The organism is Blautia caecimuris (genome assembly GCF_024622975.1).
In the GTDB taxonomy this organism is placed as follows: Bacteria; Bacillota; Clostridia; order Lachnospirales; family Lachnospiraceae; genus Blautia_A; species Blautia_A caecimuris.
The window spans coordinates 1-26,340 of sequence record NZ_JANJZT010000025.1 but is presented as its reverse complement, the minus strand read 5'-3'; the positions used below and the strand labels follow the sequence as shown (position 1 = coordinate 26,340).

The following is a 26,340-nucleotide window of genomic DNA, read 5'->3' as shown; positions in this document are numbered from 1 at the left end:
CCCCCAATCTTAGCACTCCCCAAATTTAGTCGTCATCAGCTTATACAATTCCGTATTGCGTGGAAACTTGTTGACGAACGGCACGAGGGAACTGCCCACTTTCAAAAGCCCCTGCCCCGCACCAACATTTGTGATATAGCTCATCTGAAGGTCGGAAATGTTAAGGAGCTTCGCAAGCTCGATGCGGTCTGTGGACGCTTGGTTCAGCATGATGATAAATTCAGAGTTGGCAAGCATCGTCCTCGCCGTATGGCTTTGCAAAAGGTCGTCCACGTTCTGCGTGATGCCCGTGCAGTACGCCCCGTACTTACGCACACGCTTCCAGAGGGTAAAGAGGAAGTTAGCGGAATACTCGTGCTGGAACAGCAGATAAATCTCGTCAATGAAAATAAACGTGTTCCTGCCTTTCGCCCTGTTCTGGGTGATGCGGTTTAAGATGCTGTCAAGGACGACGAGCATACCGATTGGCTGTAACTGCTTGCCCAAATCCAGAATATCATAGCAGATAAGGCGGCTGTGGGTGTCCACGTTCGTATGCTTGGCAAAGGTGTTGAGAGAGCCGTCCGTGAAAAGCTCAATCGCAAGGGCGATTTCCTGCGCTTCTGGCTCGTCCTGCTTTAACAGCTCCTCACGGAAGTCCTGCAAAGTGGGCGGCGTACCCATATAGTTGCCCTGCTGGTAGTAGCGGTAGACGCCCGCCGTGCAGCGGTCGATGATGGATTTCTGCTTTGCCCCAAGGCTTGCCCCGCCGATAAGCTGTTCGCACAAAGATAAAATAAACTCTGATTTCAAGATGACGGGGTTCGCACCGTCGCCGTAATCAGAGTTCATGTCCATCGCATTGATGTGGTTGTCGCTTGTCGCCGAGATATGGATAACCTCGCCCTGCATCGCCTTTACAAGAGGGGCGTACTCTCGTTCGGGGTCTATTACCAAGACATCGGCGTTGGGGTCGGTGAGGATGATGTTCGTCATTTCCTCCTTTGCCGTGAACGACTTGCCCGCACCAGACACGCCGAGGATAAAGGAATTTCCGTTCAAAAGGTGGCGGCGGTTGGCGATTATCATGTTCTTTGATATGACGTTCTGCCCGTAATACACGCCGTCCTTATGGTAGATTTCCTGTACACGGAAAGGGATAAACACCGCAAGGCTCTCCGTCGTCAGCGTTCTTAACGCATCAATCTTCCTCACGCCGAACGGCAGGGCGGTGTTCAGTCCGTCCATCTGCTGGTACTTCAGCACGGCAAACTGGCAGAGATGCTTCCTTGCCGTCGTCAGCAGGGCTTCCGTGTCATTGTCAAGCTGCTCTTTGGTGTCTGCGGTATGCACCATCGTAAGCACCGCAAACATCATCCTCTGGTCACGGGTCGTCAAATCGTCGAGGAACTCCTTGCTTTCCTTTCTCTGCTGCTCCAAGTCGTAGGGGATGACGGCGGAAAAGTTGTTGTTCTGGTTCTGTTTCCTCTGCCAGTTCGTGATGTTGGTTTCCACACCGAGCAGGCGGTTTTCCACCTCCCGCACGGCTTCGTCCGTCGGGACAGGAACAACATCCACGGAGAGCATCATGTTACGGTTTAATTCGCAAAGCTCCGCCACCATACTGTCCTTGATATAGGCGGCGTACTCTCTGAGGAATATCACACGCCCGTAGCGGTTTCCCATCTTAAAATAATCTTTCTCGAACTCAAAGGAGTCGGGGCAGATATAGTCCTTGAAATCGTGACCTTTCCGCATGGTCTGTGCCATGTCAAAGGAGAACGCCGTTTCCTCGCCCGTGCGGTAAAAATCATGGAAGATACGCAGCTTGTCGTTTGCATCCAGTTCCGTACACTTCGAACCTAAGCGGTTGAAATGCCCGATAAGGTCAGCCCCGACACGGGCAAAATAATTCCTCGCTTCCTCGATGTTCTTCTTGCAGACGGAAACGGTTACATATTTGTCCTGCACGGTGGAGTTTGCCCCCGTCGCCTTGTCAAGCAGCATCTTGTTGTATTCCTTACGGTATTTATCCAAATCGTCCTCCGCCATCGGGATTAAGATGGTCTGCTCAAAATCCGCCTTATTGAGCCTGCGGTTGTTTATCGTGATTTTCGTGGTCGCCCCGCTGTCGAGGGCGTTAAGAAGCTCCGAGTATTCGAGGAACATCGCTTCCTTGTCCTCACGGCTCGCCACGGCGTAGTTGATGTCCTCAAACTTGAATGTCTTTGCGTATTTGTTCCTGCCCACAAGGAAGATGCCGTCCTCCCACATGGTCTTTAACGGGATGACCGTCTGCACCGACTTTGGCACAATGAATTTCTCCCTGTCCTGCTTGAACAGCGTTTTCAGCGTCTTAATCATAGTCTACCTCCTTACGCTTTCTTAATTTCTTATTTTTCTTTCTGGATTTTTCAGCCTGTTTTCTCCGCTCCTTTGCCGCATTGCGCCTTGCCCTCCTGCATTTTTTCTTTTTCTTATCCTGCACGGCGGGCAAGCCTTTTTCATGTGCGTCCAGTGCCTGCTTCACCGCTTCGTAATATAAATTCTCTGGAACAAACAAAATCTTCTTCGGCATCAGAAACTGCGACTTTATCCATGCCCACACAAACTGCTCGGCGGTCATGCCGTTGTACCTTACAAAGCCCATGACCGCAAAAGGGGAAGCCCCCAAGATGCACATCCAGCTCAATGTTTCCGTCCCGAACCTGCCACGGAGCAGGAAGAACAAGCCGACCGCCACGCCGCAGGCAAGCACGGAAAACAGGAACTGCCGCATCGACAGCCCGAAGAACATGGATTCCGTGTAGTTGCGGATTTCCTTATTTATCTTGACTTCCATATCAGCACCCCTCCTCCCCGACATCCCCCGTCGAAATAAAGAGGATGCTGCGTTTTGGGATATATGCAAATCCAGAAATGGCATCCCCGATTTCAAATATCTCGTTATCGTCAGCTTTTTCAAATTTTCCGACCAGCCCTTTTTCCGCAGGCAGGTCATAGGCTTCAGAAGCCCCGATGACTTCTCCATTTAACAAATGGATATCATAATTCTGGCAATACTTCGTTTCTTTTTTCATTTCAATTTTCCTTTCCTGTTGGATAATTACAAGCCCATCATTTCCCTTACCACACGGTCTGCCATCTTGACCGCACCGACAAGGACGAGCATATTGAACACCAATTCCCCGATATAGCCCCATACCATCGTGACCGCCGCCGCATCGGGGTTGACTGCGGGCGGGGACGCCGCAAACACCGAGAAGATGATGCAGGCAAGCACGATGATTGCCCCCTCAAGGCACACGGCGGAGTAGCTCTTGATGAAGCTCTTTCCCACGCTCTGGCTCGGCTCTCCTGCAAACGAGGACAGCGGCACGGGGGCGATGGCGGTATATAAATATAGCTTGAAAAATCTCCCATACACCGACATTATCATAATGAACGACAATACCGTGATAAACAGCCCGCCTATCAGCGTGACTGCCCATAAGGGGATGCTCTCGAAAAAGCCGCAGTCCTCCACGGCTGTCACAATCTCCTGCGGCAAGACGGTCTTTTGCGCCGAGCCAAAGCCTGCGGCTTTCATAATGGCGGAAATCACGCCCTGCACGATTTTAAACAGAGCCATCATCAGCTCCAAGCCGTAAGTGACCGCACCTTTCGCAAGGGCGAAGCGGATGAACAGCTTCAAGGCGTGTTCGGGCTTCTTCACGCTTGCGAAGTCGCCGCAGGTACGCATCACGCCCACGACAAAGAACAGCACGAGCAGGGCAAGCCCGATAGCCTGCAACGCCCCGTGGATGTCAACGATGACTTTCCATATCGCACCGCCCTTAAAGGTTTCGGGGGATTGGGTGATGAGCTGCCATATCTCGGCTAACTTTTCATTCCATGTGTCAAGGGCGTTCTCCAAGTTCTGGACTACCCAGTTGTCTGACATTCGACCACCTCCGTTCTTAAAATTTGATAGCGGGGCAAGTCCCGAAGAGCGGATCTGCCCCGTTATCCTGTCTTGTGTCAGTCTGTTATTTCAGTCTGTTTTGGATTAGCCTGTGATGAGGGTCAAAATCTCCTTTGCAAAGGTAATCACAACGCCGCCCGCCAGCGTGAGGAAGCCGTTCGCCCTCTGGGACGGGTCGTGGGATTTCAGCGACAAGCCGACCTGCACGATGCCGAAACCGAGCATAATCATCCCGACCGCCCGTATCAGACCGAAGATGAAATTGGAGAGGTTGTTGACAACGGCAATCGGGTCATTGGCGGCAAAGGCGGTAGTCGTTCCGAAAACCATGCAGAGTACAAGGGCTGCATATACGGCGAACGCCTTTTTTGCCTTTCTGCCCATCGGCAGTTTCTGGGTTGCTTTCTTCTCGTTTTTCTGAAAAAGTTTCATAGGGTAAATCCTCCTTATAAATTGAATATTTCTTCCAAGTCCTCGTCGGACAGAAGCTCGTAGGATGTGCTGACCGTTTCCATGCTCTTTGCGTCCATCAGCAAAGCATCGTCAAACACAAGGGTTGCGACCGCCTGCGTCGGCTCGCTGTGGATATACGGCGGCTTCCCACCATCGGCGGTCAGTTTCACATTCGGGTGTTTCAGGATGTCATACTTCAAATCCATGACGGGACGCTCCCCACGCACAAAAAGAAGTGCGTAGCGGTTGTCAAGCATACGCACCTCGTCTGGGGTTAAAAGCTCACGCCCCGAAATCTGGTAGTTGGTGGAATAGTTGCCGCTCCGCCCAGAGCTTTTCCCGTAGGTGTTCGTGTCTATCGTGGCTTTTCCAAGAAGCTCACTCACAAACTTATGGGTACTCTGCTCGTTGCCGCCGAGATAGAGGAACTCATCGGCGTTCCCTACGATGCTTTCCCATTGTTTCTCAAACAGGGCTTTAAGCTGTGCCAGATTTTGCAGGATAATCGAAACGGACACGCCCCTTGACCTCATAACTGACAGTATCTTGTCAAAGTCATCTGGCAAACTGACGTTCGCAAATTCATCCATGATGAACTGGCAGTGGATGGGCAGGCTCCCGCCGTACTTATGGTCGGCAAGATAAAATAATTGTTGGAATAGCTGCGTGTATAATAGTGACACTAGAAAATTAAAACTGGTGTCGTTGTCTGGTATCAGAGCGAACAATGCAACTTTCTTCTCGCCTAAAGACGGCAAATCCAATTCGTCCGTAGCGGTCAGAGATGCAAGGCTTTCCAGATTGAACTTCTCAAGCCTTGCGGCAAGGGTTATCTGGATGCTCTTTAGCGTTTTTGCTGAACCAGAATGATAGTCACGGTAGTATTTCAAAGCGATATGCTCTGGGTTCACCATCTCCAAGCGGTCAAACAGTTCGTCAAGCGGGCTTACATAGCCGTCGTCATCCTCCCTTACCTCACCCGCCCTTAAAAGCTCCATCACCATCGGGAAATTCTGCTCATCTGGCGGGGCTTCGTATTTCAGATAGAATACAAGGGACAGCAGCAGCATACTCGCCGCCGTGTCCCAGAACGGGTCTTGCGACTGGCTTCCTTTCGGCGTGGTCGCCTTAAATAAATTTGTTACCAACCTCTGCACATCGTTGTCGTTCCTTAAATATACAAACGGGTTGTAGCAGTGGCTCTTGTGCATATTGATAAGGTCAAGCACCCGCACCTCATAGCCTTTCTTCTCAAGCAGCCCTCCCGTGTCACGGACAATCTCGCCCTTTGGGTCTAAGATTACCATTGATGTGTTACATTGCATCACGTTCGGTTTGCAAAAAAATCTGGTCTTTCCCGCACCAGAGCCGCCCACCACGAGGATATTCAGATTCCTGCGGTGTTTCTTCCCGTCAAGCCCAATACGGACGCTCTGGGTCAGCAGCTTGTTCTCCGATGCGTTTTTATCTCGATACTTTTTATTAAGCGTACCTGCGTTGCCCCATTTGGCAGAGCCGTGTTCCTCCCCTTTGCGGTAGTTCCTGCGTGTGGAGAAATAAACGCCGATTCCCATGCCGTAGGCAAGCAGGAAAATAAGGACAGTCCTTACGCTGTCCCCACATACCGTTATGGAAAACGGGTTCTCCATTGCCACGGATAAATTACTGATTATCTCCACGATGCCGCCGCTGACATAAGGGGCAGTCAGCAGTGCAAGCCACACGACAGGGACAATCCCGCATAAAGAAAGGATTAAGCCCGCCTTGTAATCATCACCGTTCTTCATGGCACTTGCATGGGGCGACCTTTACTTTCCTGGTCGGGGCGAATGCCACCCTGCTTATCAGCTCGTCAACAGGCTCGGTGGGGCGTTCCTCCTGTATCTGCTGCGTCCGCAGGGTGTTGAGGGCGTTGAGGACGATGTTCTTATCGTATTTGTCCAATGCCAGATGGTATCGTTCTTCTTTCATGGGCTGCACCTCCGATTAGCGTTCCTGCCCTTTGGATTTGGGCGGCTTGTTCTTCTCAAGGCTCTTATACATGTCCGACTGGATTTCGCCCAGAACGTCACGCATCGAGCCAAGCTGCCCTTTAAATTCCTGCGTTTCCATGCCCGCAAACTCTTTCGGGAGATTGTCGAAGCGGAAGCCTTTGGTGTCCACGCCGTAGCGGGAGCTTACCATATAGGCGACGCAGAACGACTTGAAGTCCGAAGCGTCACGGCTCTCCTTATGCTTGAAGTCAAAGACCGCCGCCGATACTTCCTTTGCCATGCTGACAAAGAGCTGTTCTTCATTCAGCCCCGTCTTGATGAAGATGGTCTGCTGTGCGCTGTCATAGAACGCAGGCAGCTCAAGGTCGTCCACTGGCACAAAGGAAACGGGGCTTGCGTCAATCATCGCCGACACAAGCTCCCGCATGGTTTTGGCTTCCTGCGGCTGCTGCCTGTCCTTTGCCGAGGTCTGGGAAATGTCATAAACTATCTTGGCGTTGTAGCCGACCGCCTTTGAGCCGTCCTCCCGCTCGTATTCTTTCCCAGGCTCAAGGATAGTGATTTTCTGTGCGTCCTTGTCCACATAGGCACGGCTCTGTTTCCAACTGCCGTAATCCTTAAGCTGCGTCGCTTCGGGCATCTGCGTCGAAACCAAGATTGCGTTGTTGACGGAGTAGCGGTCAAAATGCCCCTGCACGTCAAGGTACTGCTGAAACGCACCCCCGTCCGCCATCATTTTCTCGCAGGTCGTGTCTATCAGCTCATAGGCTGCTTTCCGCTGCTCCTGCTTCTGCGCCGCCCATTCCTCTTTGTTAAAAGGTCTGCCGCCGCCACTAAATACGTCATAAATGCTCATGCTTATCTTGCTCCTTTCGATTTTGGTTTCCGTTTCCGCTTCTGGGGCTGCTTATGCTCCGTCTTTCCTGCGGGCGGCTTCTCCGCCCTGTCGGGAGATTTCTCTCTTGCAGGAGAAACGTCTGCTTCCTGCCCCTTGCGGCTCTCCTTGATTTTCCGCAGTTCCTCCCTGACTGACGGCTTCTGTGCCTTAGCCATAGTAGCCCCCTCTGCGGGCTTCCTTTGCTGCTTTGAGGTAGGCTCGGACAGAGGGGATTTTTCTGTCTTTGCCACCGAGGGGTTTGGGGCGTTTTCCTCCTTTTGGAGCGGCTTGCCCATAAGGGCGTCCATGAGCCTGTCTTTCTCCGCCTTTTCCTCCACGCCGATGTCTGGCTCTGGCTGACCGTCCTTTGCCCCTGCGTCTTTCGCATCTGTGTTCTTGGCATCTTTCAGCTTGCTCTTTTCTCCTTTCGTTTTGCCCTTTGCCCCTTTCGATTTCTCCGCTTCGGTCACGATGGAAGCGGTATCTACGGACGCAAGGCTGAACCGCTCCACGATGCGGCTGATTTTCGATGCGTCCTCGGCTCTCGCAATCACGTCCACCTCCGCATCGGGGTCTTTGTTCTTACGGTCTGCGAGGACGCAGTAGAGTACGCCGTATTTCTTCGCTTCCTGCGTGAACTTCTTCAAGTCGCCGCTCTTTACGGTAAAGACTTTTAACTCTTTCCCAGAGCGGAGCATGTTTGTGAGCCTTGCCTTTCCTTTGGTTTTCTGTTCTTCCTTTAAGATGGAATATAAGAGGATGGCGATGTTCTTCGCACCCGCCCCCGTGATTCTGGCTGCGACCTCAAATCCCTCCAAGCTCATCCTTACGATTTGCTCCGCCGCTTCGCCGCCTGTGTTCATGCTTCATCAGCTCCTTTCCTTTTTCTTTGTTCTCGTCTGCCCGTATGGTCTGCAACTTCTCTTTGAGGGTGTCGCTGCGGGCTTCGATTCCCTCGCACAATCTGACCTCCTTTCGGATTGTTTTCAGCCGCCCCGTGATTTCAGAGATGCGAGCTTTGACCGCTTCTTTTTCTTCCCCGACAGATTTTCGGGATTGGGAATAAAGCCCCTTACGCTGTTCGGTCAGCTCATTCATCTCGGATTCCAGAGAGCCTTTATAAGACAAAAGCTGCTCCGCCGTGTCAATATGGCAGCGGCAGAGCAGCCTTGTTTCATTGGTGATGGCTTCCATCTTCAGCAAGTCGTCTTTCAGAAGATAGTGAAGCCGTGCATAGTTCTGTTGCTTCTTCTTCGGCAGGATGCCGAGCTTGTAGCAGTAGTGGAGATACAGCCCACGCAAGCCGCCGATTTTCTTGGCGTCCTTTAACGTGCCTTTTACCTTTAGCACTCTGACCTGCGGCTGTTCTTTGGAAAAGTTCTGGAATTTGACCGCATAGGAATTTTCCCTTATGCGTTCCGTTATCCGCTCATTGGTGTAATCCTCGCCGAGCTTGTAGAGCCGCTTCGGTCTTTGCCATCCTTTCCCGATTATCGTCCAGTATTTTCGGTTGGGGTCAAAATTGATGCGGTATCCCATTTCCGATAACTGGCGGTCGAAGTCTTTCAGCGTGAACGATTTTGAGATTGCTTCGTCCACCGCCTGCCGTGCCACGCTGTCCCTTGTAGGCAGACCGTTCTTCTCGGCTTGGCAGAGGACATAGGGCTTCTTCCTGCCGCTTGGGTGTTCAATGACCGATAAGGAATACTCACGGCATAATTCATCCGAACGCTGGCGGAGCAGCCGCAGGTTCTTCTTGTTGTCGTGGTAGTGCCTGCCGTCAATATAGGAAACGGAGTTGACGACAAAGTGGTTGTGCAGGCATTCCGTATTCAGATGCGTCGCCACAATCACTTGAAACCTTTCTCCCCACATCTTCTCCGCCAGCTTCACGCCGACCTCATGTGCCTGCTCTGGCGTGACCTCGCCCGCTTTAAAACTCTGGAAGCCGTGGTAGCAGACAATCTCGCTCTGGTCGTTCCATTGGGCTTTCGCCATCATCATCTCATCCCTTGCGGTAGTCGGGTCGCAGTTTACGCCCGTGACGAAAAACTGCCGCTCGGTCTTGTCGCCGTTGGTAGCGTACTTCATCACATCGCCCATCGCCTGCAAGTCCGCTTCAGTGTATTTGGGGTTGGCGGTCTTTTCTGGGTTCTCGGCGTAGTCGATGGGGTGGTCGAGCCTGCCTTTTACATCCCATATCTCGCAGACCGCCATCAGCCAGACATCTTCCTCGGAACAAGGTAGCACCTGCCCACGTCCAGACGGAAGTCCCGCCACCGCCTTGCTTCGTCGTAGAGCATCGGCGTGTCCACAAAGTTCAAGGCGTTCGCCTTTGCCGCAAGCTGGTTGATGCGGTTGCCGATGGCGGACAGCTCCCGCATGATTTTATAGAACTCTGGGTCTGGCTTCTCGCATAGGCGGTAGCCCATGACCATCGACTGGAGCAGGGCTTGTCTGGAATGCCCCGCCCGCTCCGCAAGTGAGCAGAGGTATTCAGCTTCTTCCTCGGTCAGTCGGAACAGTATCTGCACGTTTCGTTTCCGCATCCAAATCCCCCTTTCCCTCGGAGAGCCTGTTAATCTGCAGCACGCACATACATGCCACGCCGCACATACCTCCGAGCGTTGTGCCGAGAGTGAAGAACAATAAATCTCTCATCCTTAAAAACTCCTTTCTTCCTGCCGCACTCTGGCGGCGGTCTTTTCCACGGGGTATTAGGGGAGCTTTCCCCTAACAAGCGAATTTTGTTTCCATCGGCAGATGGATAACCAAATTCAGTGCTTGGTAAGACATGTCTTTAATCCCCGCCCTCGTGACAGCATCCTTTACATACCGTTCTGAAGCACGGACAGCCCGAACAACAATCGTCCTCAAAATCCTCTCCCTCTGCTTCTCTTTCTTCCCCTGCGTCCTCCAAAGGGTCGCTAATCTCGGCTTCGCCGCAGACAAAATCCTCGTCGGAAAACCTCACAAGGTCGGTGTCAAACAGGACGGTCTTTAACTTCTCCGCCGCCTGTTCGGGGCTGTCGGCATAGATGGAAATGGTCTTTGCATAGTGGGCAACAAGTGTCACCTCATAATTTTTCAATCGTTCTTTCCTCCCTTTCTGTCTAAAATTTTTTGATAGTTACGGTCATTTCTTACTGAAAATCTTCATTCAGTCAGCGGGCATCCCTCCTTTCACGGCTCGGTTTCTGCCTTGCAATCCCCAGATAGGACATTAAAAAATCGTTGAAGTCCTTGCCGATTGGCGGCGGTTCATCAACAATTCGGTAGTCTTTCTGCAACAATTCTTTCAAGGCGGCGGTACATAAACGACCTGCTTTGTCCTTATCCAGATGCAGAAATATGGTCTTGATTTGCGGGTTTGCTTTCAAAAAAGTCGTGAGGGCAACAGGGAATTTGCTTTCTTTCAGCTCTTTCTTCGGCTGGTACACGCCCGACAGGGAGAGAAGATTCTCCGCTTTATAATCTTTTCCCTCACATTTTAAATAGGTGGCGTAGGAGAGTAAATCAATGGCGGCTTCAAATAAATGCACGGCATCGGTCGGCTCTTTTGCCAGCAAGCGGAACGAATACCGCTTGTCGCTGCCCGATGCGTCACGCTTGAAGCTCCGCATCGTGCCACGGCAGGCGGCGTACTTTGGCGTCCCACTTTCATCTTTCCCGATGAAAACAGCGTTGTGGTAGTCGGCACTTTCAAATATAATCCCCTCGGCAATACACTCTTGGATAAGCTGGTAGTCAATGCCACGCCCGAAAAGATACTCCGTCACCCTGTCGCAGTTTTTGTTCTTCGGCGGCAGGAGCAGCACCTTTGGCTCGTCTTTTTTCACGGCAGGGAGCGGCGGCTTCCAGTCCGCCATCGTCTGTCCCGTGAGGGTTTCCACGGCTTCCACAAAGCCGTATTCCTTGACTTTCATCAGATAATCAAGGGCGGAATAGCCGCCGAAGCCCCTCGACCACCAGTACCATTTGCCGTTGGAAATCTTCAAGCTGTCATGCTCAGCGGTACAGTAGACGTTCGTCGTGCCTTTGACTTTGACAAGGTTGCTCGGTTCGTAGGCTCTAAGATAAGACAACAAATCTATCTGCCTTGCCTGCTCAAGTACGTCTGGGTCAATCTGCACATAGGGTCTGTTACTTCTCATCCAAACAAGCTCACCTCTCTTTCCCAGACAAAATCTTTTCCGTCTTAACCATATAGGACTTAAAATCTGCGATGGTCTGGCGCAGTTCATCCATGTGGGAGTCCTCCCGTCCAAGCCATTCCTCATAAATATCCTGCAAAAGATTCGGGGATTTCATAAGGGCTTTTGCCGCCTGCGGGGAATAATCCGCTTCGAAAAGGCACTCTGCAATATCGCTTTTTAGGATGATTTGATATGCGGCATCGTAAATCTCCTGCGGGCTTTTGCTTAGAATATCCTCACGGAAATCGGCAAGCTCACACTGTACTTTTTTAGCCAGTTTTTGGTTAAGGGACTGTCTGTACTTTTGGTAATCCAATCACACACCTCCTTGAAAATAAAATAAGCCGAGGGATTTTCGTTGTGAAAACCTCTCGGCTATGTAAAAAGATTTTTAACTTTGATTTTTAATCTCCAAATAGACACAAGTGTAACATTTATAAGAACAAATTAAAATCTACCTCAAATCCAGAATTTTTCATTTCTTTTGCTAAAGGGATTTTCCACCCATCATTAGAATCAAACGGAATATATACTATCCCCGATATATCGTTCGGTCTTTCAACGTCTTGCTTCACTAATGCACAAACATTGCCTCTTCCTAATTTAGCAATCAAATATCCATGCTCAAAAACCACGTTCTGCCTTGCCCTAAACATTTTTGAATTTTCATCATCCCTTTCATAACCAACATCACATGGGGTATATAAAATAATTCCAAAACCAACATCCGAATATTTTTCAATCTTTTCTATAATAGTCATGCCTTCACTAGCTTGCTCGTGTAAAATGATAGGTTCAAATCCCATTCTTTCTATAAAACGTGCTACTTCGAGTTTTGCTTCGCTATCTCTACCATGAACTATAAAAACTTTTGTTTTATCTTGTTTTTCTTCTTGATGTTCCGTTATTGAAATAGGATTATCTACCTTTTCTCTCGCTTCTAATAACAATGTTTTTGTCACATCTGTTATATAATCATCAGAAGTAAAAATATCTGTAGACGATGCACAATAAAGTATTCCACTCGCTGACATACGTCTCGATTTATCTTCTAATATCTTTTTCCCTGATTGTTCTGTTGTAACAATCTTTAACCGCATAATATCTTTTTTGTTCAAAAAATATCCATTAAAAACAATTTCTGTGCCCACTAAGTAGGGCATTAAAATATCATTTATAATTTCATCCTTATTCTCAATGTCGATCTCTGTTATAATTTTATTTTGTTTTGACTTGCCCACTTTTTCATTAGTTTCTATCAGAATATGATAATACATTATTTTTCCTCCTCTTCAATTTTTTTGATTATATCATATAATTGTAAATTTTTCCACTGCTATGATATGTAAAAGACGGCATCAGCTTTACGCCGACACCGCCCTTTTCTCGGTCAGTCCATTATAAAATCCCTGCCTTTTTCAGATACCCCACGCTGTCATAGCAGCCACGGAAGTAGACCGACTGCATCTCCATGTCCGTAAGTTTGTTCCTAAGCTCCATCACTTTAATCAGTAAGGCACATTCTTCCTCGGTCAGTTCCGTTGCCGTTTCCGTGTCAAACACGCCTAAGACTTTCGGATATTTTTCATAAAGGCTCTCAATCTCGGCTCTCACGGCACTGTATTCCTCGTTTTCTCTGGACAGCTTTGCCACGACAGAGCCGAGGTATTCATTAAATACATTGCTGTGGACGTCTACAAAAGTTCCAAATCTGAACGCATCAGACATTCTTCCTCACCTCCGATTTTTTTCTAATCGTCCTTATTATAATACCCCAAAATCAGCAGTACAAATATGCAAACTGGATTTAACGCTCCCTGTTCGTGCATTTCTTCTCTGGCTGCTCATCGTTCTGCTCTGGCTCATCGTCAATAACAGAGCTGTCTTTTTCATTCAGATTCAGTTCGATATTGAGGGCGTTCAGCCGCTCCGTCTTTTCTTTCAGCTCGTTTTCAAAGGCAAACGGCTTCTTCACTTCCTCTTTTGCGGTTTCAAGCTGTGCGGTGGTTTCCTCCTTTCTGGTCTTGGCGGCTTCCAGCCTTGCGGGGAGCTTGGCAATCTCATTCTCGATTCGGGTCAGATTGCCGAGGGCATCCGTCCCTAAATCCACCTTATATTTCCTCATCCCGCAGAGGTTCAGACAATAGTGTGCATTGACGGTATCATAGAAAACCTCCATCTGGAAGCCACGGTAGCTGCCGATTTGTATCGGCTGTGACAGCGGGTTTTCCTTGCAGATGGCAAGCAGCATCCCGCCTGCGTCCGCTTTTTCTTTGTAGGTCACGCCGTTTAAGGTCATCGGGCAGAACTTGTCCTCGCCCTGCGGCATATGCTGGCTGGCAATTTTGGCATCATTCCCATATCCTACAATGCGTTCCCCATACTCCTTAATCTCCTGCGGGTAGTGCTTCAGTATCCTGTCCTCAAGGTCGTAATGCTCGGAAAGGTAGCTCTGTTTCAAGACTTTCAGCTTCGCCACCTGCATGTCCAAATCCATTTTTTCCTTGAAACGCTCGTCGCCCGTAGCCAGCATTTTTACCTCTGCAAAGGAGAGGGCGACTTCGTCCACGTCCTCGGCAGAACGCACGGGGCTTTTGCTCGTCATTATCTGGGAGATGAATTTCTGCTTTCCCTCGACGAGCTGATAGAGGTACGCATCAAATGTCTGTTCCGTCACATAGCGGTAGACTTCAACCTCTGGAAACATATTGCCCTGACGTTCCAGACGACCTTGACGCTGTTCCAAGCATGACGGCTTCCACGGGCAGTCGAGGTTATGAATGGCAATCAGCCTGTCCTGCACGTTTGTACCTGCGCCCATCTTCTGGGTAGAGCCGAACAATATACGCACTTCGCCGCTCCTTACCTTTGCGAACAGCTCCTTTTTCTGTGCGTCGGTATTCGCTTCATGGATGAAACGCACTTGCTCCGCAGGGATTCCACGCCGTATCAACTTTTCCCTCATGTCATCGTAGACATTAAACATGCCGTCATTTTTCGGTGTGCTGAGGTCGCAAAACAAGAGCTGTGCAGCCTTTGTGTCGGCGTGTCCCTCCCAGATGCGGTACATATTTTCCACGCAGGCGTTGACTTTGCTGTTCGGGTCGTCTGGCAGCATCGGGTCAATCAATCTCTGGTCTAGGGCAAGCTGCCGCCCGTCGTTTGTCACTTTGAGCATATTATCGAATTGTGGTTTTACGAGTCTTGCACGGATTTTCTCTGCCCGCTTCGCAAGCCCCGCCACCATTTCCGTCTGGATTTGGCTCGGCTTTGTCTTGATGTTGTGGTAATTGACCTTTGGCACGGGCAGCTTTAGCATATCGGCGGTCTGGATGTCCGCAACCTCACGGAACATCTGCATAAGCTCTGGCAGGTTGTAGAACTTCGCAAACCTTGTCTTTGCTCGGTAATTCGTCCCCTCTGGGGCGAGTTCCAGAGCTGTGACTGTTTCGCCGAACGTGGAAGCCCAACTGTCAAAATGCTGCAACCCGTTCCTTGCGAGGGTGTCATACTGCAAGTACCGCTGCACGGAATACATCTCGACCATCGAGTTACTGATAGGCGTCCCCGTTGCGAAAACCACGCCACGGTTGCCCGTGATTTCGTCCAGATAGCGGCATTTCATAAACAAATCGCTGGATTTCTGGGCTTCGGTCTGGGCGATACCGCCGACGTTCCGCATCTTGGTAAATAAATAGAGGTTCTTGTAAAAATGACTTTCGTCTATAAAGAGCCTGTCTATGCCCAATTCCTCGAAGTTTATCACGCTGTCTTTCCGCTTGGTGTCGTTGAGTTTGTCGAGCTTCGCCTTGATTGCTTTCCTCGTTTTCATGAGCTGCTTGACCGTGAACTGCTCCCCGTGGGATGCCTGCACGTCGTCAATGCCACGCTCAATATCGTCAAGCTGACGCATGAGCTGTTCCCTCTGGCGTTCCTCGCTGATGGGGATTTTCTCGAACTGCGAGTGACCGATAATCACCGCATCATAAGCCCCTGTCGCAATCCTGCCGCAGAACTTTTTGCGGTTTCCCGTTTCAAAATCCCGCTTGGTCGTGACAAGGATATTGGCAGATGGGTAGAGCCGTAAATACTCCGACGCCCACTGCCCGACAAGGTAGTTCGGGACGACAAACATGGATTTCTGGCATAGCCCTAACCGTTTGCTTTCCTGTGCGGCGGCGACCATTTCAAAGGTTTTCCCCGCCCCTACCTTGTGGGCAAGGAGCGTGTTGCCGCCGTAAAGGATATGGGCAATCGCATTGACTTGGTGGGGTCTTAGCTGGATTTCTGGGCTGATGCCGCCGAACGTGATATGGCTTCCGTCATATTCACGGGGACGGATGGAATTGAATGTGTCATTGTAGTAGCGTACAAGGCGATTTCTGCGTTCTGGGTCTTTCCATATCCAGTCCTGAAACGCCTGCTTTATCACCTCCTGCTTTGCCTGCGCCGCCGTGGTTTCCTTATGGTTCAGCACCGCTTTTTTATTGTTGTGTTCATCATAAACATAATCAAAGATACGGGTGTCACGGAGATTCAAAGTGTCCTCCATGATGCGGTATGCACTTGCCCGCTTCGTGCCGTAAGTGCTGTCCGCTTTGACATTCCCCACGTCGGAACTCTTATTCTCAATGAACCAGTCGCCGTTATACGCCGTGTAGCGCACTTGCAGCCTGCCCGCCGCATAGCTTGACGGCGTTAGAAGCTCCACCATGAACTGCTGTATATCCTCCTGCGGTATCCACGTCGTACCCAGACGGACGGAGATTTCGCTTGCGGGCAGGTCTTTCGGAATGACCTTTTCCAGTGCTGCCACGTTGGCTGCAAGCTCTGGGTCTGACTTTGCCGCTACCTCTGCAACTTTCAGTTTCTCCCGCACATTGCCCGACAAATACTCGTCTGCGGTCACATACCTTGCAGGCTCGGAAGATGGAACTTTATAAATAACTCCCTGCAATTCCTTGATAATTTCTTCCTCCGACCTGCAAGTGAGCCGTGCCATATACTCCAAATCGACACGGGCTTTCTCCCCGATGGAGAGTGCGAGGGCTTCGCTGGCGGTTTCCACAAAGGTCACTTCACGGTGGGGCTTTATCGTCCGTTTCGTGAACATATCCGCCTTGCGTTTGAATTTCCCCTCGTCGTCAAGCACTTCCAGAGAACATAAAAGGAAGTAGCTCTCGTCCGCCGCAAAAGCAAGATAGTTCCCCCTGCTGTTGATTAAGCCGTACTTTTTGGTAAAGGCATCGTATAATCGGTTTAGGTTTTCCTGCTCGGTCTGTATCATTTCCTCTGGGCAGTCGTCGGTCTGGTACTGGATGAGCTTCCTCACGCAGTCACGGATTTCCAACAGCCCCCTGATGCGGTTCTCCGCCGTCATGGATACGTTGGCGGGGGTCATCCCGTTATTCTCTCGGAAGTAGACCTTTCCTCCCACAAGGGTAAAAGAGAAGTTCCGCACGTTTGGGTCAGCGGGGATGTCTTTCTCCTGCTCGTCAGAGATACGGTCAACCTCATTTTCTATCTCTGGGATTTCACCGTCTATCCGCTGCATGGCTTCATGGAGAAGCCCCGCAAGCGGCACGTCTTGGTAGGCTTCGCAAACGCTGTCCATGCCGAACCTTGTGCTTTCCATCTTCATCTCGCCAAGCACCATCTCTGGATGCTGGACAAAGTAACTGTTCATCGTGACGCCGTTTTCGTCTGTGTCGAGGTGTACCCACTCTGGCTCTATCTCTATCATGCGGTCACGTTTCTGTAAAATAAGGATGTCGCTCGTGACCTCCGTGCCTGCGTTTGCCCGAAACGTATTGTCGGGAAGCCTTACCGCCCCTAAAAGCTCGGCTCTCCGTGCGATATATTTCCGCACCTCTGGGCTTGCCTTGTCCATCGTACCCTTAGAGGTGATGAACATCACAACGCCGCCTGAGCGCACCTTGTCCAGAGCCTTTGCGATAAAATAGTCGTGGATTAGGAACTTCTGGGCATTGTAGCGGCTGTCGTTGACCTTGAACTCCCCGAACGGGATGTTTCCAAGCACCACGTCAAAATGGCTGTCTGGGAGCTTCGTTTCCTCAAACCCCTCGATGGCGATGCTGGCTTTCTGGTAGAGCTGCTTCGCAATCCTGCCCGATAACGGGTCAATCTCAATGCCGTGCAGCTTTGATTTCTCCATGCTGTCGGGCAGCAATCCTAAGAAATTCCCCGTACCGCAGGACGGCTCTAAAATATTCCCCTGTGAAAATCCCAGACGGTCAAGGGCTTCATACATTGCCTTGATGACAACAGGCGGCGTATAAAAAGCGGTCAGCGTGGATTCCATAGCGGCATGGTATTCCTCGTCGGAGAGTGCCGCTTTTAATTCCTTATATTCATTTGCCCAAGCCGTATTGTTGCTGTCAAACGCCATTGACAGACCGCCCCAACCGACGTATTTTGCAAGAGTTTCCTGTTCTTCGGGCGTGGCAAGGCGGTTTTCTATCTGAAGGTCATGGAGAAGTCGGATTGCGGACATATTGTTGCGGAACTTCTCTTTTGCTCCGCCAACGCCTAAATTATCATCGGTAATGCGGTAGTTATGGCGTTCAGCGGAGAGGGGGAGCAGCTTATAGGCGTTCAGATTGCCTTTCTGGTAACTGTCCGCATATTTGCGGAACTCATCATCTGGCATTGCCGCAAGCCGTTTCAGCCACTCATCCGAAGCAATCCCCACAAGGCTGTCGCCGTTCTTATCCATGAAAAGGGTGTTTATATCCTCTTGCAATGCGGCATGTCCCGCACTATCTTCCGCCGTTTCCAGTCTGGAGCGGAGCGTGTCTGCCAGATTCTGGCTCTGGGTTTTCTGCTCTGGCTCGTCAAAGCGTATCTTCTCCACCACAATGTCATAAGGAAGCCCGTTCTCCACGGCGGGGTATTCCGCTACGGTTTCCGTGGTTGGCACTGCGGGGGATTCTGATTTTTCTTCGGGCTGTGATTCTTTCTCTGCCTGCTCCAAAAGCCTGCGGACATAGCCAACTTTCTCCACACGGTTTATCGGAAAGCCCACGCTGTTCTGAAACGTAATGTCACGCATGGAAACATCGCCGCTGATTTTTCCGACACTCTCGATAAGATAACGGCGGTTGTCAATCATAAGCTCTTTGCCGATAAGGTCAGAATTATCCTGCGGTCTGTCTGTCCCAGACGGGGCAGGCTCTGATTTCTGCTGTCCCTCACGCTCCGCATGATTTAAAGTGTCGGCGTATTCCTGCGCTTCTTCCTCGGTTTCAAACGTCTGGTAGATACCGCCCATGTCATAGTATCGGTCGGCACCTTCCTCTGGGGCTTGGTTATTCCGTATGATAAACGGGTCGGCAAAGGCATCGGAAGTCTGCTCTACCGTGTAGTGCGGGGTTTGCTCTATGGCATCAGAACTAATATCTGGGCTTGGGTTTTCAGCCGCCTTTGTGTTTTCCTCCCGATAGAACGGCTCAAGCTGTTCCTCCGTCAAGGACACTAAATCATGGTAATACAGATTGGAAAGTGCGTTCTGGATAAGGTCGGCAAGGTCGCTGTACTGCGTATATTCCGCAAGAACGCCGTCCACATACGTTTCCATGCGGTACTGCAAGAGGTTGGCGGATGCCTGTATCCCGTGCAAGCCGTCCTCGGTATTTTTAAATGCAATCTTGACGTTGGACAAATCCGTATAGTCCACTTCGGCGTCGCCGCCAAACTCCGCATCGCAGTATGCGTCGATGCAGCCTTTCGCCTGTTCCAAAAGTTCTTCCTCGGCAGGCTCTTTTCTCCTGTGAAACCAGTCCTCCTCGGTAGCCATTATCTCTCCAAGCCGCTTTTCATCCTCTGGGGTCAGCTCCGTGTTCTGTTCCAAGAACGGGATAAACACGTCATGCCCCAGACGCAGGGATTCCATTTTCTCTCGGTAGTAATCTTCGCCCTGCCGTTTCCATTCTGGGATAAACGGGCAGTCGGGGGAGAGGGAATATTCATAAAAATTTCGGATATGGGCGGTTAAATCCCCCTCGCCGTCGCCGATGTCAAACCGTCCCTCGTAGTTAAATTTCTCGCCGCCGATGACGGCATGGATTTCAAAATCGGTCTTGTGATACCAGCCGACATGGTTATCCTCATTTTCCCTTTCCCGATGCTGCTTTTCGTCCAGAACGCCGAGCAGCTTATTCCCAAGAGCGAAACTCAAATCCGTAAATCGGTCGTTCAGCTCCTTGTCATAAAAGGCGGGATGCTCGGAAAATCCGATAGCGAGTGTGATGCTGTCGGGCTTTTCCTCGGCAAGTGTTTCTGTTTTCTGACTCTCGGTAATGACTGTTTTTAAATGGTCGTTTGCAGGGTTTTCTTCTAACTTTTCCTCAAAATCCTCCCTGCTAAACTCCTTTCCGAACAATGGGAACTCCGCATTTCGCAGAGAAACAGCGTTCTCATCAAAGGCGATGACCTCATATTTGTCCGCCCCGATATACACCACGTCGCCCTCATGGTAGAGGTAGCGGAGAGGGTACAACTCCGTAAGCTCCTGCGAGAAACGCCACGCATTGCTGCGGCTGTAAACACTGGTTGTCTTTTTCTGCACAAGGGAGAGAAAGTCTAACATCTCCTGCACGTTGTCGGGATGCTGCAATGTCTGTTCCATAAGGTCGGCGGGCATATCCGCAAAATCCCTGCATCCAATCACGCCCAACAAGTCTTTCTCGTAACCGTCCAAGTCTAGGATAAAATTAGAAAGACGCAAGGCAAGCGTGTCCCGCTTGTCCGCAGGGGGCAGCTCCCTTTTTTCCTCAATAAAACGCTGCCTTGCCAGTTTCCTCTGGGTGTCGATTTCATACTGCGGGGCAGACACGCTTTCCAGATAGTCGGCGTAATGGTCTTTTTCTTTGGGATTGAGGTAACGGTTATCCTTAACCAGCTCCCGCAGCCGTTTTTCCGCTTTTGACCAGCTCAGAACAAGGTCGTGTTCGGTGGAAATGCTGTCACGGTCTATGGATATTCCCTTGCCGCTGTACCACACATACCCCTCCGTGCCGTCTAAAAAATTAACAAAGAAGCCGCCCGTGCCGTATTCCCTTTTCAGAAAATCAATGTTCTTCTTTTTATCTTCCTGCTTCTGAAACTGGTGGTAAATGCGATATTTCCCGTTGGCAACGCTGTTCCCTTTTATGAGGACGGCATCAATGTCCTCCTGTGAAACGGCAAAAGCAGAGGCTTTTTCGTCCTCTGCTTCAACAATCATTTCAATCTGTTCATCTACGGTCGGGAGATTGACGGCAACTTCTTCCTCATTGGCAACGCTGCCTTTTTCTTTTTCTGTCTGTTTCTCTGGCTCTGCGGTCTGTGCCGTGGCTTTTTCTTCTTCCCACCTGCCACCGTCCGACTGCGGTTCTGGTGTTTCTAACTGAAAATCAGCTCGTCCAGTATCACTTCCTCCGCCCGGCTGCGGATGCTGTTCATCATGCCGAGCCACTGCATCGGGGCTTTTTCTTTCAGCTCCTCCGTCACTCCCTGCTCGGCTGCTAACTGCTTCGTCAGAAGCTCCAGCCGCTGCAACGCCGTCTGCTCGGTCTGGTGTAAGTGTTCGTTCAGCCTGCCCTCTGTCAGCAGGTTGAGGTACGTCACCCTTTTGTGGTTTTCCAGATAATCCCTGTGCATCAAAGCGTACCTGCCAAGCGGAAGCTCTGGCTCTGTCGGTAATGTCAGGTCGGGTATAAGGTAATCCGCCTGCTTCGTGTAAGTGATTTCGCTCATTATTTTCGCTCCTTTCGGGTTGTTTCCTGCCTTTATCATACTGGCTTGTGATATTCCTTGCAAATGTGCGGTTCTGACCTCTAGCTTCGATTTGCACATTTCGTACTGCCGCAGAGATTTCCCGCAACGCCATCTCGGAAATGTCGCTTGTGGCGATGCCGATGGCGTTCAGCGTCTGGGGCGTGTTGAAATTTATAATCTCCGCAAAGTCCTCACGCTCAAAATATCCTCCCGCATCCAGACCGCAGCGGCTTAACAGCATATAGGCGACGCTGTTTGCGGCAAGCCGTTTGTAAATCACTTCTATATTATAGTCGTCCAGTTCCTCTAAAAAGCTGTCTTTCGTGCAGCCCTTTAGCTGTGAGAGGTAATCGGGTAAATTGTCCTCCACGGCGTTCTCCGCTGTCTGAATTAAAAACGTGGCAAGGTCGCCGCCCTCCGTGCCGCCGAACCTGTCCGCAAGCCGTTCCATGACGGGCTGCTCATACCGCTTATCCATCTGCCATATCGGGACGGCTCGGCTGCCGTAGTAGCCCTCATGGGTGTCGGAAACGTCAAAATAGTATTTCAGCGTGTTCCTGCGCCCTTTCGGGTCAAAGACCGCAATCCCCTTGCTGTCCTTGTTCACCCAACGCTTAAAGAGCCTGTTCCATGTGCCAATCTCGGCTACGGCGGTGGCATCGGGGCGTTGGGCGTAAATCAGGAGCTGCTCGTCAAAGCGGCACTTGTAATTGTGGCAGGCAGAGGATAAAAAGCCCTGCCAAGCCTGCGGGTTCTTTGCGACCGCCATCCCCGTGCGGCGGTACAGCTCCGTAATAAGCTGGTACTTTGCAGCCATAGGCTCACACCTCCTTATCGTTCCAAATCTTTGTTTTTCTGCTTCCTGTCGTATTCCCCGCATCTTTCAGCGATTTCGGAATACATCTTTTCCCGCATGTCCTGCTCATAGGCTCGGTACTCCTTTGCCTTTTCCGTGGGCTTGTACCAGACGCTGTTCTGGTCGGCTTCGTCCATCTGCCCGTAGCGGTCGTCTATTTTGTCCATATACTTCTTGTAAATGGCATGGGCTGCGGGGGCGTCCTTTGCGTAGCGGTAACGGGCAAGGCTCTTATGGGAGCCACGTAGCTCGGCATACTCATAGAGCATACGGATGACCTCACGGTCAAGCCCTTTCTGCCCCTCGGCGTCATAGATTTCCGACAATCCCCTGCACCTCCATGAATGGTACGGAGAAGTGTCGTTGGAGCTGTGGGAAGATACATACACGCCGTCTTTCTTTACCGTGATGCGGTTGATTAACTCGGTACTCACTCTTTATCACCGCCCGACAAAACAACCTGTTCCATAAAAATATCAATCCTCCTGTTGTCCATGCCCCACATTTAAGCAGGGGCATAGCTGATTTTATTTCTTTCCATTCGCCTTGCGAACTCCCGAACGGCGTACCTTACGCCGTCAATCTCTGCATGGGTTTCGTCCAGATAGCGGCAGACGGCAAAATAATCCTCCCCGTTCCCATAAAACATACGGATGATGTCGCCATCGGGGACAGAAAAAAGCGTCCTGCCTTTGCTGTCCGTCATGCAGACCTGCCTTGCTGCGTTCACTCCGTGCCACCTCCCAGAAATGAGATGACCCTGTTCCCCTTGATGCTTTTTTGCAGCTCGTTGATGAGCGTGATGTCCGCCACCGTGATTCCCTGCATGGAGAGAATGTCGTCCATCGTCATGGCGGCGATAGCTTTTTCTTCGGTAAAGCCCGCTTCAAATATCTTATTTAGAACCTTAACGGCTTTCTGGTTGACTGCCATATCCCATACCTCCTATCGCTCATGGTCTTTGTGCTTCGGGGCTTTCTGTGCGGACGGCGGCTCTTGCGGCTTCGGTTCGCAGCTATGCCCGTTCCTTTCCATACGCTCGGCAAACTCGCAGATGTGGTAGAGGTTGCTGCCCACCTCGGTATGGTATTCGTCAATGAAACGGCAGCTTTTTTCCGCCTTTTCTCCCCAATCATAAGTGATAATGATTTTCCCGCCGTCTGGGATGCGGAACAGCTCTTTGTAATGGGGGTCAATAAAGCGGATTCCCTGTTCTGCTCTGGATATATGCCTGTCGAGCCATTCTTTCACATAGCAGTAGCAGTAAAAATTGTAATCGCCCTTTGTGGGGTTGCAGCGGAGCAGGAAAGCGTGCTTGTCGGTGTCCACACGGAAACCGTACTCAGTACAGTAGTTCCCCATAAAGGCGGCATCGGGGGATTGCCTTGCAGCCGACGACATATCACGGCGGCTGTGCAGAAGCCCCTTATCTTCACGCAGGGCGTTGATTACATCGTCAAGCCCTGCCTTAAATTCATCGGTTTTCCACTGTTCCCTTGTGTCAGACCAATCGGTATGAAACTCGTTCCCAGAGCCGCCAAAGTCCCCACGGAGATGCCCAATGCACCCCGTCTACCCCTCAAGCTGCATACTCTGGGCATAGGTGTATTTCTGTTCGGATTGTGTCAAAGCCCGTATCTCCATCAGCGTTCCTCCCTGCTCTTTGATTTTTTCGCCTTTTCCTGTGACTGGATTTTTGCGAGTGCTTCCTTTGCCCAGTCGGGCATCTTCTCTGGCTTGATTTCCCCAAGCACATCATACCTTTCCCATCGGGCGTGCTTGCCGTCCGCAAGGGAAGTGCCGAACACCGCCTGCCCCCTGCCGCCCAAAGCACCATGACCGCCGTCTGCCAGTACAAGCTGGTAGGCAGAATGCCTGTACTCATGGCGGTTGACCTCCGCATTGATGACGACGACCTTTCCCACAATGCTGCCGCATTTGTCGTCTGGGATGCAGTCGTCTATGGTAAACGGGGTCATGTCAAACTTGAACTGTTCCTGCTCGGCTCTTACACTCCCTATCTGTTCCTGCACCCTGTCGGTAAACATCTGCATGGCTTCCAGATAGTCGTCAGAGCCGACCGCATCCGTCACCCATTCTGCGGACAGCGGGTTGTCGTAAGTGCAGCAGCAGACAAGATACGGGTATTCCTCTTTCTCATCTATGCCGAACACGACTTCCTTTTTGCCGATGTGGATGCTCTGCGTGACCTCGTAGGAGCTAATCATCCGTTTTTCTTCATTCTCCATCGGGCTTCTCCTTTCTTTGCTTTTTCTCCCTCTGCCAGTCCAAAACCTTTCGGATGCAGACGTCGCAGAAGATAACACGGCTGTCCTTATATCGGGGGTAAGGACAGTCCGTGCAGTCATATTTCTTTTCCTTACCGCTCTCGCCCATCGTGCTGCTTCGCCTTTTTATCGTGCTGTTGGTTATATGGCATCTGGCACTCCGACTGGTAGCGTTCGTTCAGCTTATCCCTCGCCGCTTCAAGGGTGTTGCAGTAGCAGCCCCAATAGTAGTTGTCGCCGCCCTTGCAGTACCAGCATACATAAGGGTTCGGGGCTTTCGGGTGATGCCCGATGACAAGCTCCGTGTTCCCGATAGTGCAGCTTTCTATGATTTCATAGCCCTGATTGGAGCGTGTTTCACCGTTCATAGGCGTTCCTCCTCTCTTTTTGTTTTTCGTCCATATATTGCTGCAATTCATACTGGCAGGGGACGTACAGCCTGCCGTTCTCCACGCAGCGGAAAATATCGCACTTCCTGTCCGTGGACGCAGCGTAAAAATCATCGTAAGAGTAAGGGAATTTCTGGCTTCCCCTGCCGTAATAGTCGGCGGCAAAAAAGCCAAGTTCCCTATCTGTCTTTAATCTGCGGGTAATCTTAAAAAAATCATCTTCCCGCTTTGTAAACTGCCGCTCTGGGATAAAATGATGCCCGCCGTATTCAAAAGACTTATCCTGCATCTTTCACCTCACGATTCTTTGGCATATCTGCGGTATGCCTTTTCCCCTTTGGCTCTGATTTTCTGCATCCGCACGCTCCCTAAAAGCTCTGGGCATTTCTCCTGCAACTTTCGGCGTGTCCTGCCCACGCTCTCAAAGCTCGGCAAGCCAAGCTCCTTATGGTTCAAAAGTATCTGGGCAAGCGGCATAGCCCCCGCATCTTTCAAATAAAGGTTGCAGAGGGCAAGATACAGCACCATGTCGTCATTTCTGGCGTCCTCATTCTCTTGCAGGACGGCTCTGACTTTGCCCTCAATGGTTTTCAGACTGTCCATAATTACCTCCATACATGGAAAGAGGACGGTTATTCTGAACCGCCCCAATCCACATAATATCTGCTTTGATTTATTTCTTCCTGCGGAGATGCAGCCACGCAGCCGCACCGCCGATAAACGCCACAAGTACAATGGCAATGATTGTCTTTCCCCTCATCCTGCTTAGTCCTCCTTTTTCTTTCTTCCGCACTGGTAGCCTGCAAACCCGAAGATTCCCGCACCGGCTGTAAATGCCGCCGCAAGGCTCACCCACAAGCCGAGATTAAAATCATCGCCTGTTTTCGGTGTGTCACGCAGCTCGTTGTGCATGGTTACGGTTGCCGTTTCGTCCGTCTTGATGGTCACTTTCTGGTCGGCGGGCAGGATATAGCAATAGGATGCCTTGTCACTGACCTCGGACACGGTGTATTCGCCGATACGCAAGCCGTCAATGATGATTTCGCCGTTTTTGTCCGTCTTGAATGTCTGGTCGTAATCCTTGCCGATGACACGGAAAGAGAAGCCCTCCACCCTGCCGTCAGAGGATGTCTTGACGATTTTAAGAGAGCCTTTCTGGGCTTCATTCAAGAAGCCTTTGCCCGCTTCATTTTCCACGTTGTAGGTCTTGCCGTTTTCCTCGATGGATACGGGATAGACGTTCTCATCCAGTACGAAGCCTGTCGGGGCGGTTTTCTCACGGACAAGGTACTTGCCGTATCTAAGGTCGTTCATCTGGTAAACGCCTTTCTCCACCTCGCCCATCTCGCCGAGAAGTTCATCCTTTTTATCCAGTTTTCCGTTGCCGTCCGTATCAGAGTAAACCTCAAATACCGCACCCGTGAGCTTGTTGTCTGGATAGTCCTTGTCTACCTTAGTCAGAGCGATATTTCCCGTAATAAAGTAATTGACTAGTATAACGAATATTAAATAATTGCTATATCAAACGGATGCCGCTTCCTCTTCACTGATTTCATCCATTTTATAT

General features: G+C 50.7%; 27 protein-coding genes and 2 pseudogenes. 1 reads left to right on the top strand and 28 read right to left on the bottom strand.

Features of this window, described 5'->3' with window-relative positions; all coding sequences use genetic code 11:
- Nucleotides 1-9: 9 nt before the first annotated feature.
- From NSA57_RS14570 to NSA57_RS19960, 19 genes are all read right to left on the bottom strand, one after another.
- Nucleotides 10-2,343 carry a VirB4-like conjugal transfer ATPase, CD1110 family gene (locus NSA57_RS14570; protein WP_257465226.1) on the bottom strand — a complete coding sequence of 778 codons (2,334 nt, stop codon included), beginning with the start codon at nucleotides 2,341-2,343 and terminating at the stop codon, nucleotides 10-12.
- On the bottom strand, nucleotides 2,336-2,821 hold the full coding sequence (locus NSA57_RS14565; protein WP_257465225.1) for a PrgI family protein: 486 nt from the start codon (nucleotides 2,819-2,821) through the stop codon (nucleotides 2,336-2,338). Before NSA57_RS14565 ends, NSA57_RS14570 begins: the two co-directional genes overlap by 8 nt.
- Before the next feature lies 1 nt (nucleotide 2,822).
- Nucleotides 2,823-3,059, bottom strand: a complete 237-nt coding sequence (locus tag NSA57_RS14560; RefSeq protein WP_257465224.1) for a hypothetical protein — start codon at nucleotides 3,057-3,059, stop codon at nucleotides 2,823-2,825.
- A gap of 26 nt (nucleotides 3,060-3,085) precedes the next feature.
- The gene (locus tag NSA57_RS14555) at nucleotides 3,086-3,922 is read right to left on the bottom strand and encodes a VirB6/TrbL-like conjugal transfer protein, CD1112 family (RefSeq protein ID WP_016296645.1); all 837 of its coding nucleotides are present in this window, start codon (nucleotides 3,920-3,922) and stop codon (nucleotides 3,086-3,088) included.
- Between the two features lie 105 nt (nucleotides 3,923-4,027).
- Complete coding sequence (locus NSA57_RS14550; RefSeq protein WP_120444509.1) at nucleotides 4,028-4,375, bottom strand: glutamyl-tRNA amidotransferase; 348 nt, start codon at nucleotides 4,373-4,375, stop codon at nucleotides 4,028-4,030.
- A gap of 14 nt (nucleotides 4,376-4,389) precedes the next feature.
- Nucleotides 4,390-6,183 (bottom strand): VirD4-like conjugal transfer protein, CD1115 family, encoded by a 1,794-nt coding sequence (locus tag NSA57_RS14545; RefSeq protein WP_257465223.1) that lies wholly within the window; start codon nucleotides 6,181-6,183, stop codon nucleotides 4,390-4,392.
- Nucleotides 6,170-6,367, bottom strand: coding sequence for a hypothetical protein (locus NSA57_RS14540; RefSeq protein ID WP_135976787.1), 198 nt, complete (start codon nucleotides 6,365-6,367; stop codon nucleotides 6,170-6,172). Before NSA57_RS14540 ends, NSA57_RS14545 begins: the two co-directional genes overlap by 14 nt.
- Nucleotides 6,368-6,382: 15 nt before the next feature.
- Entirely contained in the window at nucleotides 6,383-7,246 is an 864-nt protein-coding gene (locus NSA57_RS14535; protein WP_257465222.1) for a hypothetical protein, read from the bottom strand.
- A gap of 2 nt (nucleotides 7,247-7,248) precedes the next feature.
- Nucleotides 7,249-8,130, bottom strand: coding sequence for a PcfB family protein (locus NSA57_RS14530; RefSeq protein WP_257465221.1), 882 nt, complete (start codon nucleotides 8,128-8,130; stop codon nucleotides 7,249-7,251).
- Nucleotides 8,072-9,484, bottom strand: a complete 1,413-nt coding sequence (locus NSA57_RS14525) for a relaxase/mobilization nuclease domain-containing protein (protein WP_257465220.1) — start codon at nucleotides 9,482-9,484, stop codon at nucleotides 8,072-8,074. The genes NSA57_RS14530 and NSA57_RS14525 overlap by 59 nt, the downstream gene beginning before the upstream one ends.
- A complete protein-coding gene (locus tag NSA57_RS14520) occupies nucleotides 9,484-9,816 on the bottom strand; it encodes a plasmid mobilization protein (protein ID WP_257465219.1) in 333 nt (110 codons plus the stop codon). Before NSA57_RS14520 ends, NSA57_RS14525 begins: the two co-directional genes overlap by 1 nt.
- A complete protein-coding gene (locus NSA57_RS14515) occupies nucleotides 9,764-9,928 on the bottom strand; it encodes a DUF3789 domain-containing protein (RefSeq protein WP_257465218.1) in 165 nt (54 codons plus the stop codon). The genes NSA57_RS14520 and NSA57_RS14515 overlap by 53 nt, the downstream gene beginning before the upstream one ends.
- A gap of 139 nt (nucleotides 9,929-10,067) precedes the next feature.
- Nucleotides 10,068-10,358 carry a hypothetical protein gene (locus NSA57_RS14510; protein WP_257465217.1) on the bottom strand — a complete coding sequence of 97 codons (291 nt, stop codon included), beginning with the start codon at nucleotides 10,356-10,358 and terminating at the stop codon, nucleotides 10,068-10,070.
- A gap of 73 nt (nucleotides 10,359-10,431) precedes the next feature.
- Nucleotides 10,432-11,421 (bottom strand): DUF3991 and TOPRIM domain-containing protein, encoded by a 990-nt coding sequence (locus NSA57_RS14505; RefSeq protein ID WP_257465216.1) that lies wholly within the window; start codon nucleotides 11,419-11,421, stop codon nucleotides 10,432-10,434.
- Between the two features lie 10 nt (nucleotides 11,422-11,431).
- Nucleotides 11,432-11,779 carry a DUF3848 domain-containing protein gene (locus tag NSA57_RS14500; RefSeq protein WP_257465215.1) on the bottom strand — a complete coding sequence of 116 codons (348 nt, stop codon included), beginning with the start codon at nucleotides 11,777-11,779 and terminating at the stop codon, nucleotides 11,432-11,434.
- A gap of 118 nt (nucleotides 11,780-11,897) precedes the next feature.
- Entirely contained in the window at nucleotides 11,898-12,740 is an 843-nt protein-coding gene (locus NSA57_RS14495) for a TIR domain-containing protein (protein ID WP_257465214.1), read from the bottom strand.
- Between the two features lie 121 nt (nucleotides 12,741-12,861).
- Complete coding sequence (locus tag NSA57_RS14490; protein ID WP_257465213.1) at nucleotides 12,862-13,191, bottom strand: DUF6664 family protein; 330 nt, start codon at nucleotides 13,189-13,191, stop codon at nucleotides 12,862-12,864.
- 79 nt (nucleotides 13,192-13,270) lie between these two features.
- Complete coding sequence (locus NSA57_RS14485; protein WP_257465246.1) at nucleotides 13,271-20,071, bottom strand: helicase-like domain-containing protein; 6,801 nt, start codon at nucleotides 20,069-20,071, stop codon at nucleotides 13,271-13,273.
- A 794-nt stretch (nucleotides 20,072-20,865) separates the two neighbouring features.
- A complete protein-coding gene (locus tag NSA57_RS19960; protein WP_257465212.1) occupies nucleotides 20,866-21,219 on the bottom strand; it encodes a TnpV protein in 354 nt (117 codons plus the stop codon).
- 538 nt (nucleotides 21,220-21,757) lie between these two features.
- On the opposite strand from NSA57_RS19960, the gene NSA57_RS19955 reads away from it, so the two are divergent.
- Nucleotides 21,758-21,970 (top strand): hypothetical protein, encoded by a 213-nt coding sequence (locus tag NSA57_RS19955; protein ID WP_081643976.1) that lies wholly within the window; start codon nucleotides 21,758-21,760, stop codon nucleotides 21,968-21,970.
- A gap of 101 nt (nucleotides 21,971-22,071) precedes the next feature.
- Here the strand turns inward: NSA57_RS19955 and NSA57_RS14470 are convergent, their stop codons facing one another.
- From NSA57_RS14470 to NSA57_RS14430, 9 genes and pseudogenes are all read right to left on the bottom strand, one after another.
- Nucleotides 22,072-22,530 carry a hypothetical protein gene (locus tag NSA57_RS14470; RefSeq protein WP_257465211.1) on the bottom strand — a complete coding sequence of 153 codons (459 nt, stop codon included), beginning with the start codon at nucleotides 22,528-22,530 and terminating at the stop codon, nucleotides 22,072-22,074.
- A gap of 71 nt (nucleotides 22,531-22,601) precedes the next feature.
- Entirely contained in the window at nucleotides 22,602-22,826 is a 225-nt protein-coding gene (locus NSA57_RS14465; protein WP_257465210.1) for a hypothetical protein, read from the bottom strand.
- Nucleotides 22,823-23,029, bottom strand: a complete 207-nt coding sequence (locus tag NSA57_RS14460; protein WP_120481501.1) for a hypothetical protein — start codon at nucleotides 23,027-23,029, stop codon at nucleotides 22,823-22,825. Before NSA57_RS14460 ends, NSA57_RS14465 begins: the two co-directional genes overlap by 4 nt.
- A 12-nt stretch (nucleotides 23,030-23,041) precedes the next feature.
- A pseudogene (locus tag NSA57_RS19810) lies at nucleotides 23,042-23,740 on the bottom strand (hypothetical protein).
- Nucleotides 23,740-24,345, bottom strand: coding sequence for a hypothetical protein (locus tag NSA57_RS14450; protein ID WP_257465209.1), 606 nt, complete (start codon nucleotides 24,343-24,345; stop codon nucleotides 23,740-23,742). The pseudogene NSA57_RS19810 and the gene NSA57_RS14450 overlap by 1 nt, the downstream one beginning before the upstream one ends.
- Nucleotides 24,346-24,476: 131 nt before the next feature.
- Nucleotides 24,477-24,752: a hypothetical protein gene (locus NSA57_RS14445; protein WP_257465208.1), complete on the bottom strand. Its 276-nt coding sequence runs from the start codon at nucleotides 24,750-24,752 to the stop codon at nucleotides 24,477-24,479.
- Nucleotides 24,742-25,062, bottom strand: coding sequence for a hypothetical protein (locus NSA57_RS14440; RefSeq protein ID WP_135976933.1), 321 nt, complete (start codon nucleotides 25,060-25,062; stop codon nucleotides 24,742-24,744). Before NSA57_RS14440 ends, NSA57_RS14445 begins: the two co-directional genes overlap by 11 nt.
- A gap of 8 nt (nucleotides 25,063-25,070) precedes the next feature.
- Nucleotides 25,071-25,376 carry a hypothetical protein gene (locus tag NSA57_RS14435; protein ID WP_257465207.1) on the bottom strand — a complete coding sequence of 102 codons (306 nt, stop codon included), beginning with the start codon at nucleotides 25,374-25,376 and terminating at the stop codon, nucleotides 25,071-25,073.
- Between the two features lie 162 nt (nucleotides 25,377-25,538).
- Nucleotides 25,539-26,282: pseudogene (locus NSA57_RS14430) on the bottom strand (MSCRAMM family protein); the annotation flags it as partial.
- Nucleotides 26,283-26,340: the final 58 nt, after the last annotated feature.

Coding starts and splice junctions, on each gene's coding strand:
- NSA57_RS19960 (WP_257465212.1), bottom strand. CDS start 21,219: ATGAGCGAAATCACTTACACGAAGCAGGCGGATTACCTTATACCCGAC.
- NSA57_RS14540 (WP_135976787.1), bottom strand. CDS start 6,367: ATGAAAGAAGAACGATACCATCTGGCATTGGACAAATACGATAAGAAC.
- NSA57_RS14460 (WP_120481501.1), bottom strand. CDS start 23,029: ATGGCAGTCAACCAGAAAGCCGTTAAGGTTCTAAATAAGATATTTGAA.
- NSA57_RS14530 (WP_257465221.1), bottom strand. CDS start 8,130: ATGAACACAGGCGGCGAAGCGGCGGAGCAAATCGTAAGGATGAGCTTG.
- NSA57_RS14490 (WP_257465213.1), bottom strand. CDS start 13,191: ATGTCTGATGCGTTCAGATTTGGAACTTTTGTAGACGTCCACAGCAAT.
- NSA57_RS14560 (WP_257465224.1), bottom strand. CDS start 3,059: ATGAAAAAAGAAACGAAGTATTGCCAGAATTATGATATCCATTTGTTA.
- NSA57_RS14505 (WP_257465216.1), bottom strand. CDS start 11,421: ATGAGAAGTAACAGACCCTATGTGCAGATTGACCCAGACGTACTTGAG.
- NSA57_RS14525 (WP_257465220.1), bottom strand. CDS start 9,484: ATGGCGGTCTGCGAGATATGGGATGTAAAAGGCAGGCTCGACCACCCC.
- NSA57_RS14495 (WP_257465214.1), bottom strand. CDS start 12,740: ATGTATTATCATATTCTGATAGAAACTAATGAAAAAGTGGGCAAGTCA.
- NSA57_RS14555 (WP_016296645.1), bottom strand. CDS start 3,922: ATGTCAGACAACTGGGTAGTCCAGAACTTGGAGAACGCCCTTGACACA.
- NSA57_RS14565 (WP_257465225.1), bottom strand. CDS start 2,821: ATGGAAGTCAAGATAAATAAGGAAATCCGCAACTACACGGAATCCATG.
- NSA57_RS19955 (WP_081643976.1), top strand. CDS start 21,758: ATGGGTGTCGGAAACGTCAAAATAGTATTTCAGCGTGTTCCTGCGCCC.
- NSA57_RS14440 (WP_135976933.1), bottom strand. CDS start 25,062: ATGCAGGATAAGTCTTTTGAATACGGCGGGCATCATTTTATCCCAGAG.
- NSA57_RS14435 (WP_257465207.1), bottom strand. CDS start 25,376: ATGGACAGTCTGAAAACCATTGAGGGCAAAGTCAGAGCCGTCCTGCAA.
- NSA57_RS14515 (WP_257465218.1), bottom strand. CDS start 9,928: ATGAGAGATTTATTGTTCTTCACTCTCGGCACAACGCTCGGAGGTATG.
- NSA57_RS14520 (WP_257465219.1), bottom strand. CDS start 9,816: ATGCGGAAACGAAACGTGCAGATACTGTTCCGACTGACCGAGGAAGAA.
- NSA57_RS14550 (WP_120444509.1), bottom strand. CDS start 4,375: ATGAAACTTTTTCAGAAAAACGAGAAGAAAGCAACCCAGAAACTGCCG.
- NSA57_RS14535 (WP_257465222.1), bottom strand. CDS start 7,246: ATGAGCATTTATGACGTATTTAGTGGCGGCGGCAGACCTTTTAACAAA.
- NSA57_RS14485 (WP_257465246.1), bottom strand. CDS start 20,071: ATGTTAGACTTTCTCTCCCTTGTGCAGAAAAAGACAACCAGTGTTTAC.
- NSA57_RS14570 (WP_257465226.1), bottom strand. CDS start 2,343: ATGATTAAGACGCTGAAAACGCTGTTCAAGCAGGACAGGGAGAAATTC.
- NSA57_RS14450 (WP_257465209.1), bottom strand. CDS start 24,345: ATGGAGAATGAAGAAAAACGGATGATTAGCTCCTACGAGGTCACGCAG.
- NSA57_RS14445 (WP_257465208.1), bottom strand. CDS start 24,752: ATGAACGGTGAAACACGCTCCAATCAGGGCTATGAAATCATAGAAAGC.
- NSA57_RS14545 (WP_257465223.1), bottom strand. CDS start 6,183: ATGAAGAACGGTGATGATTACAAGGCGGGCTTAATCCTTTCTTTATGC.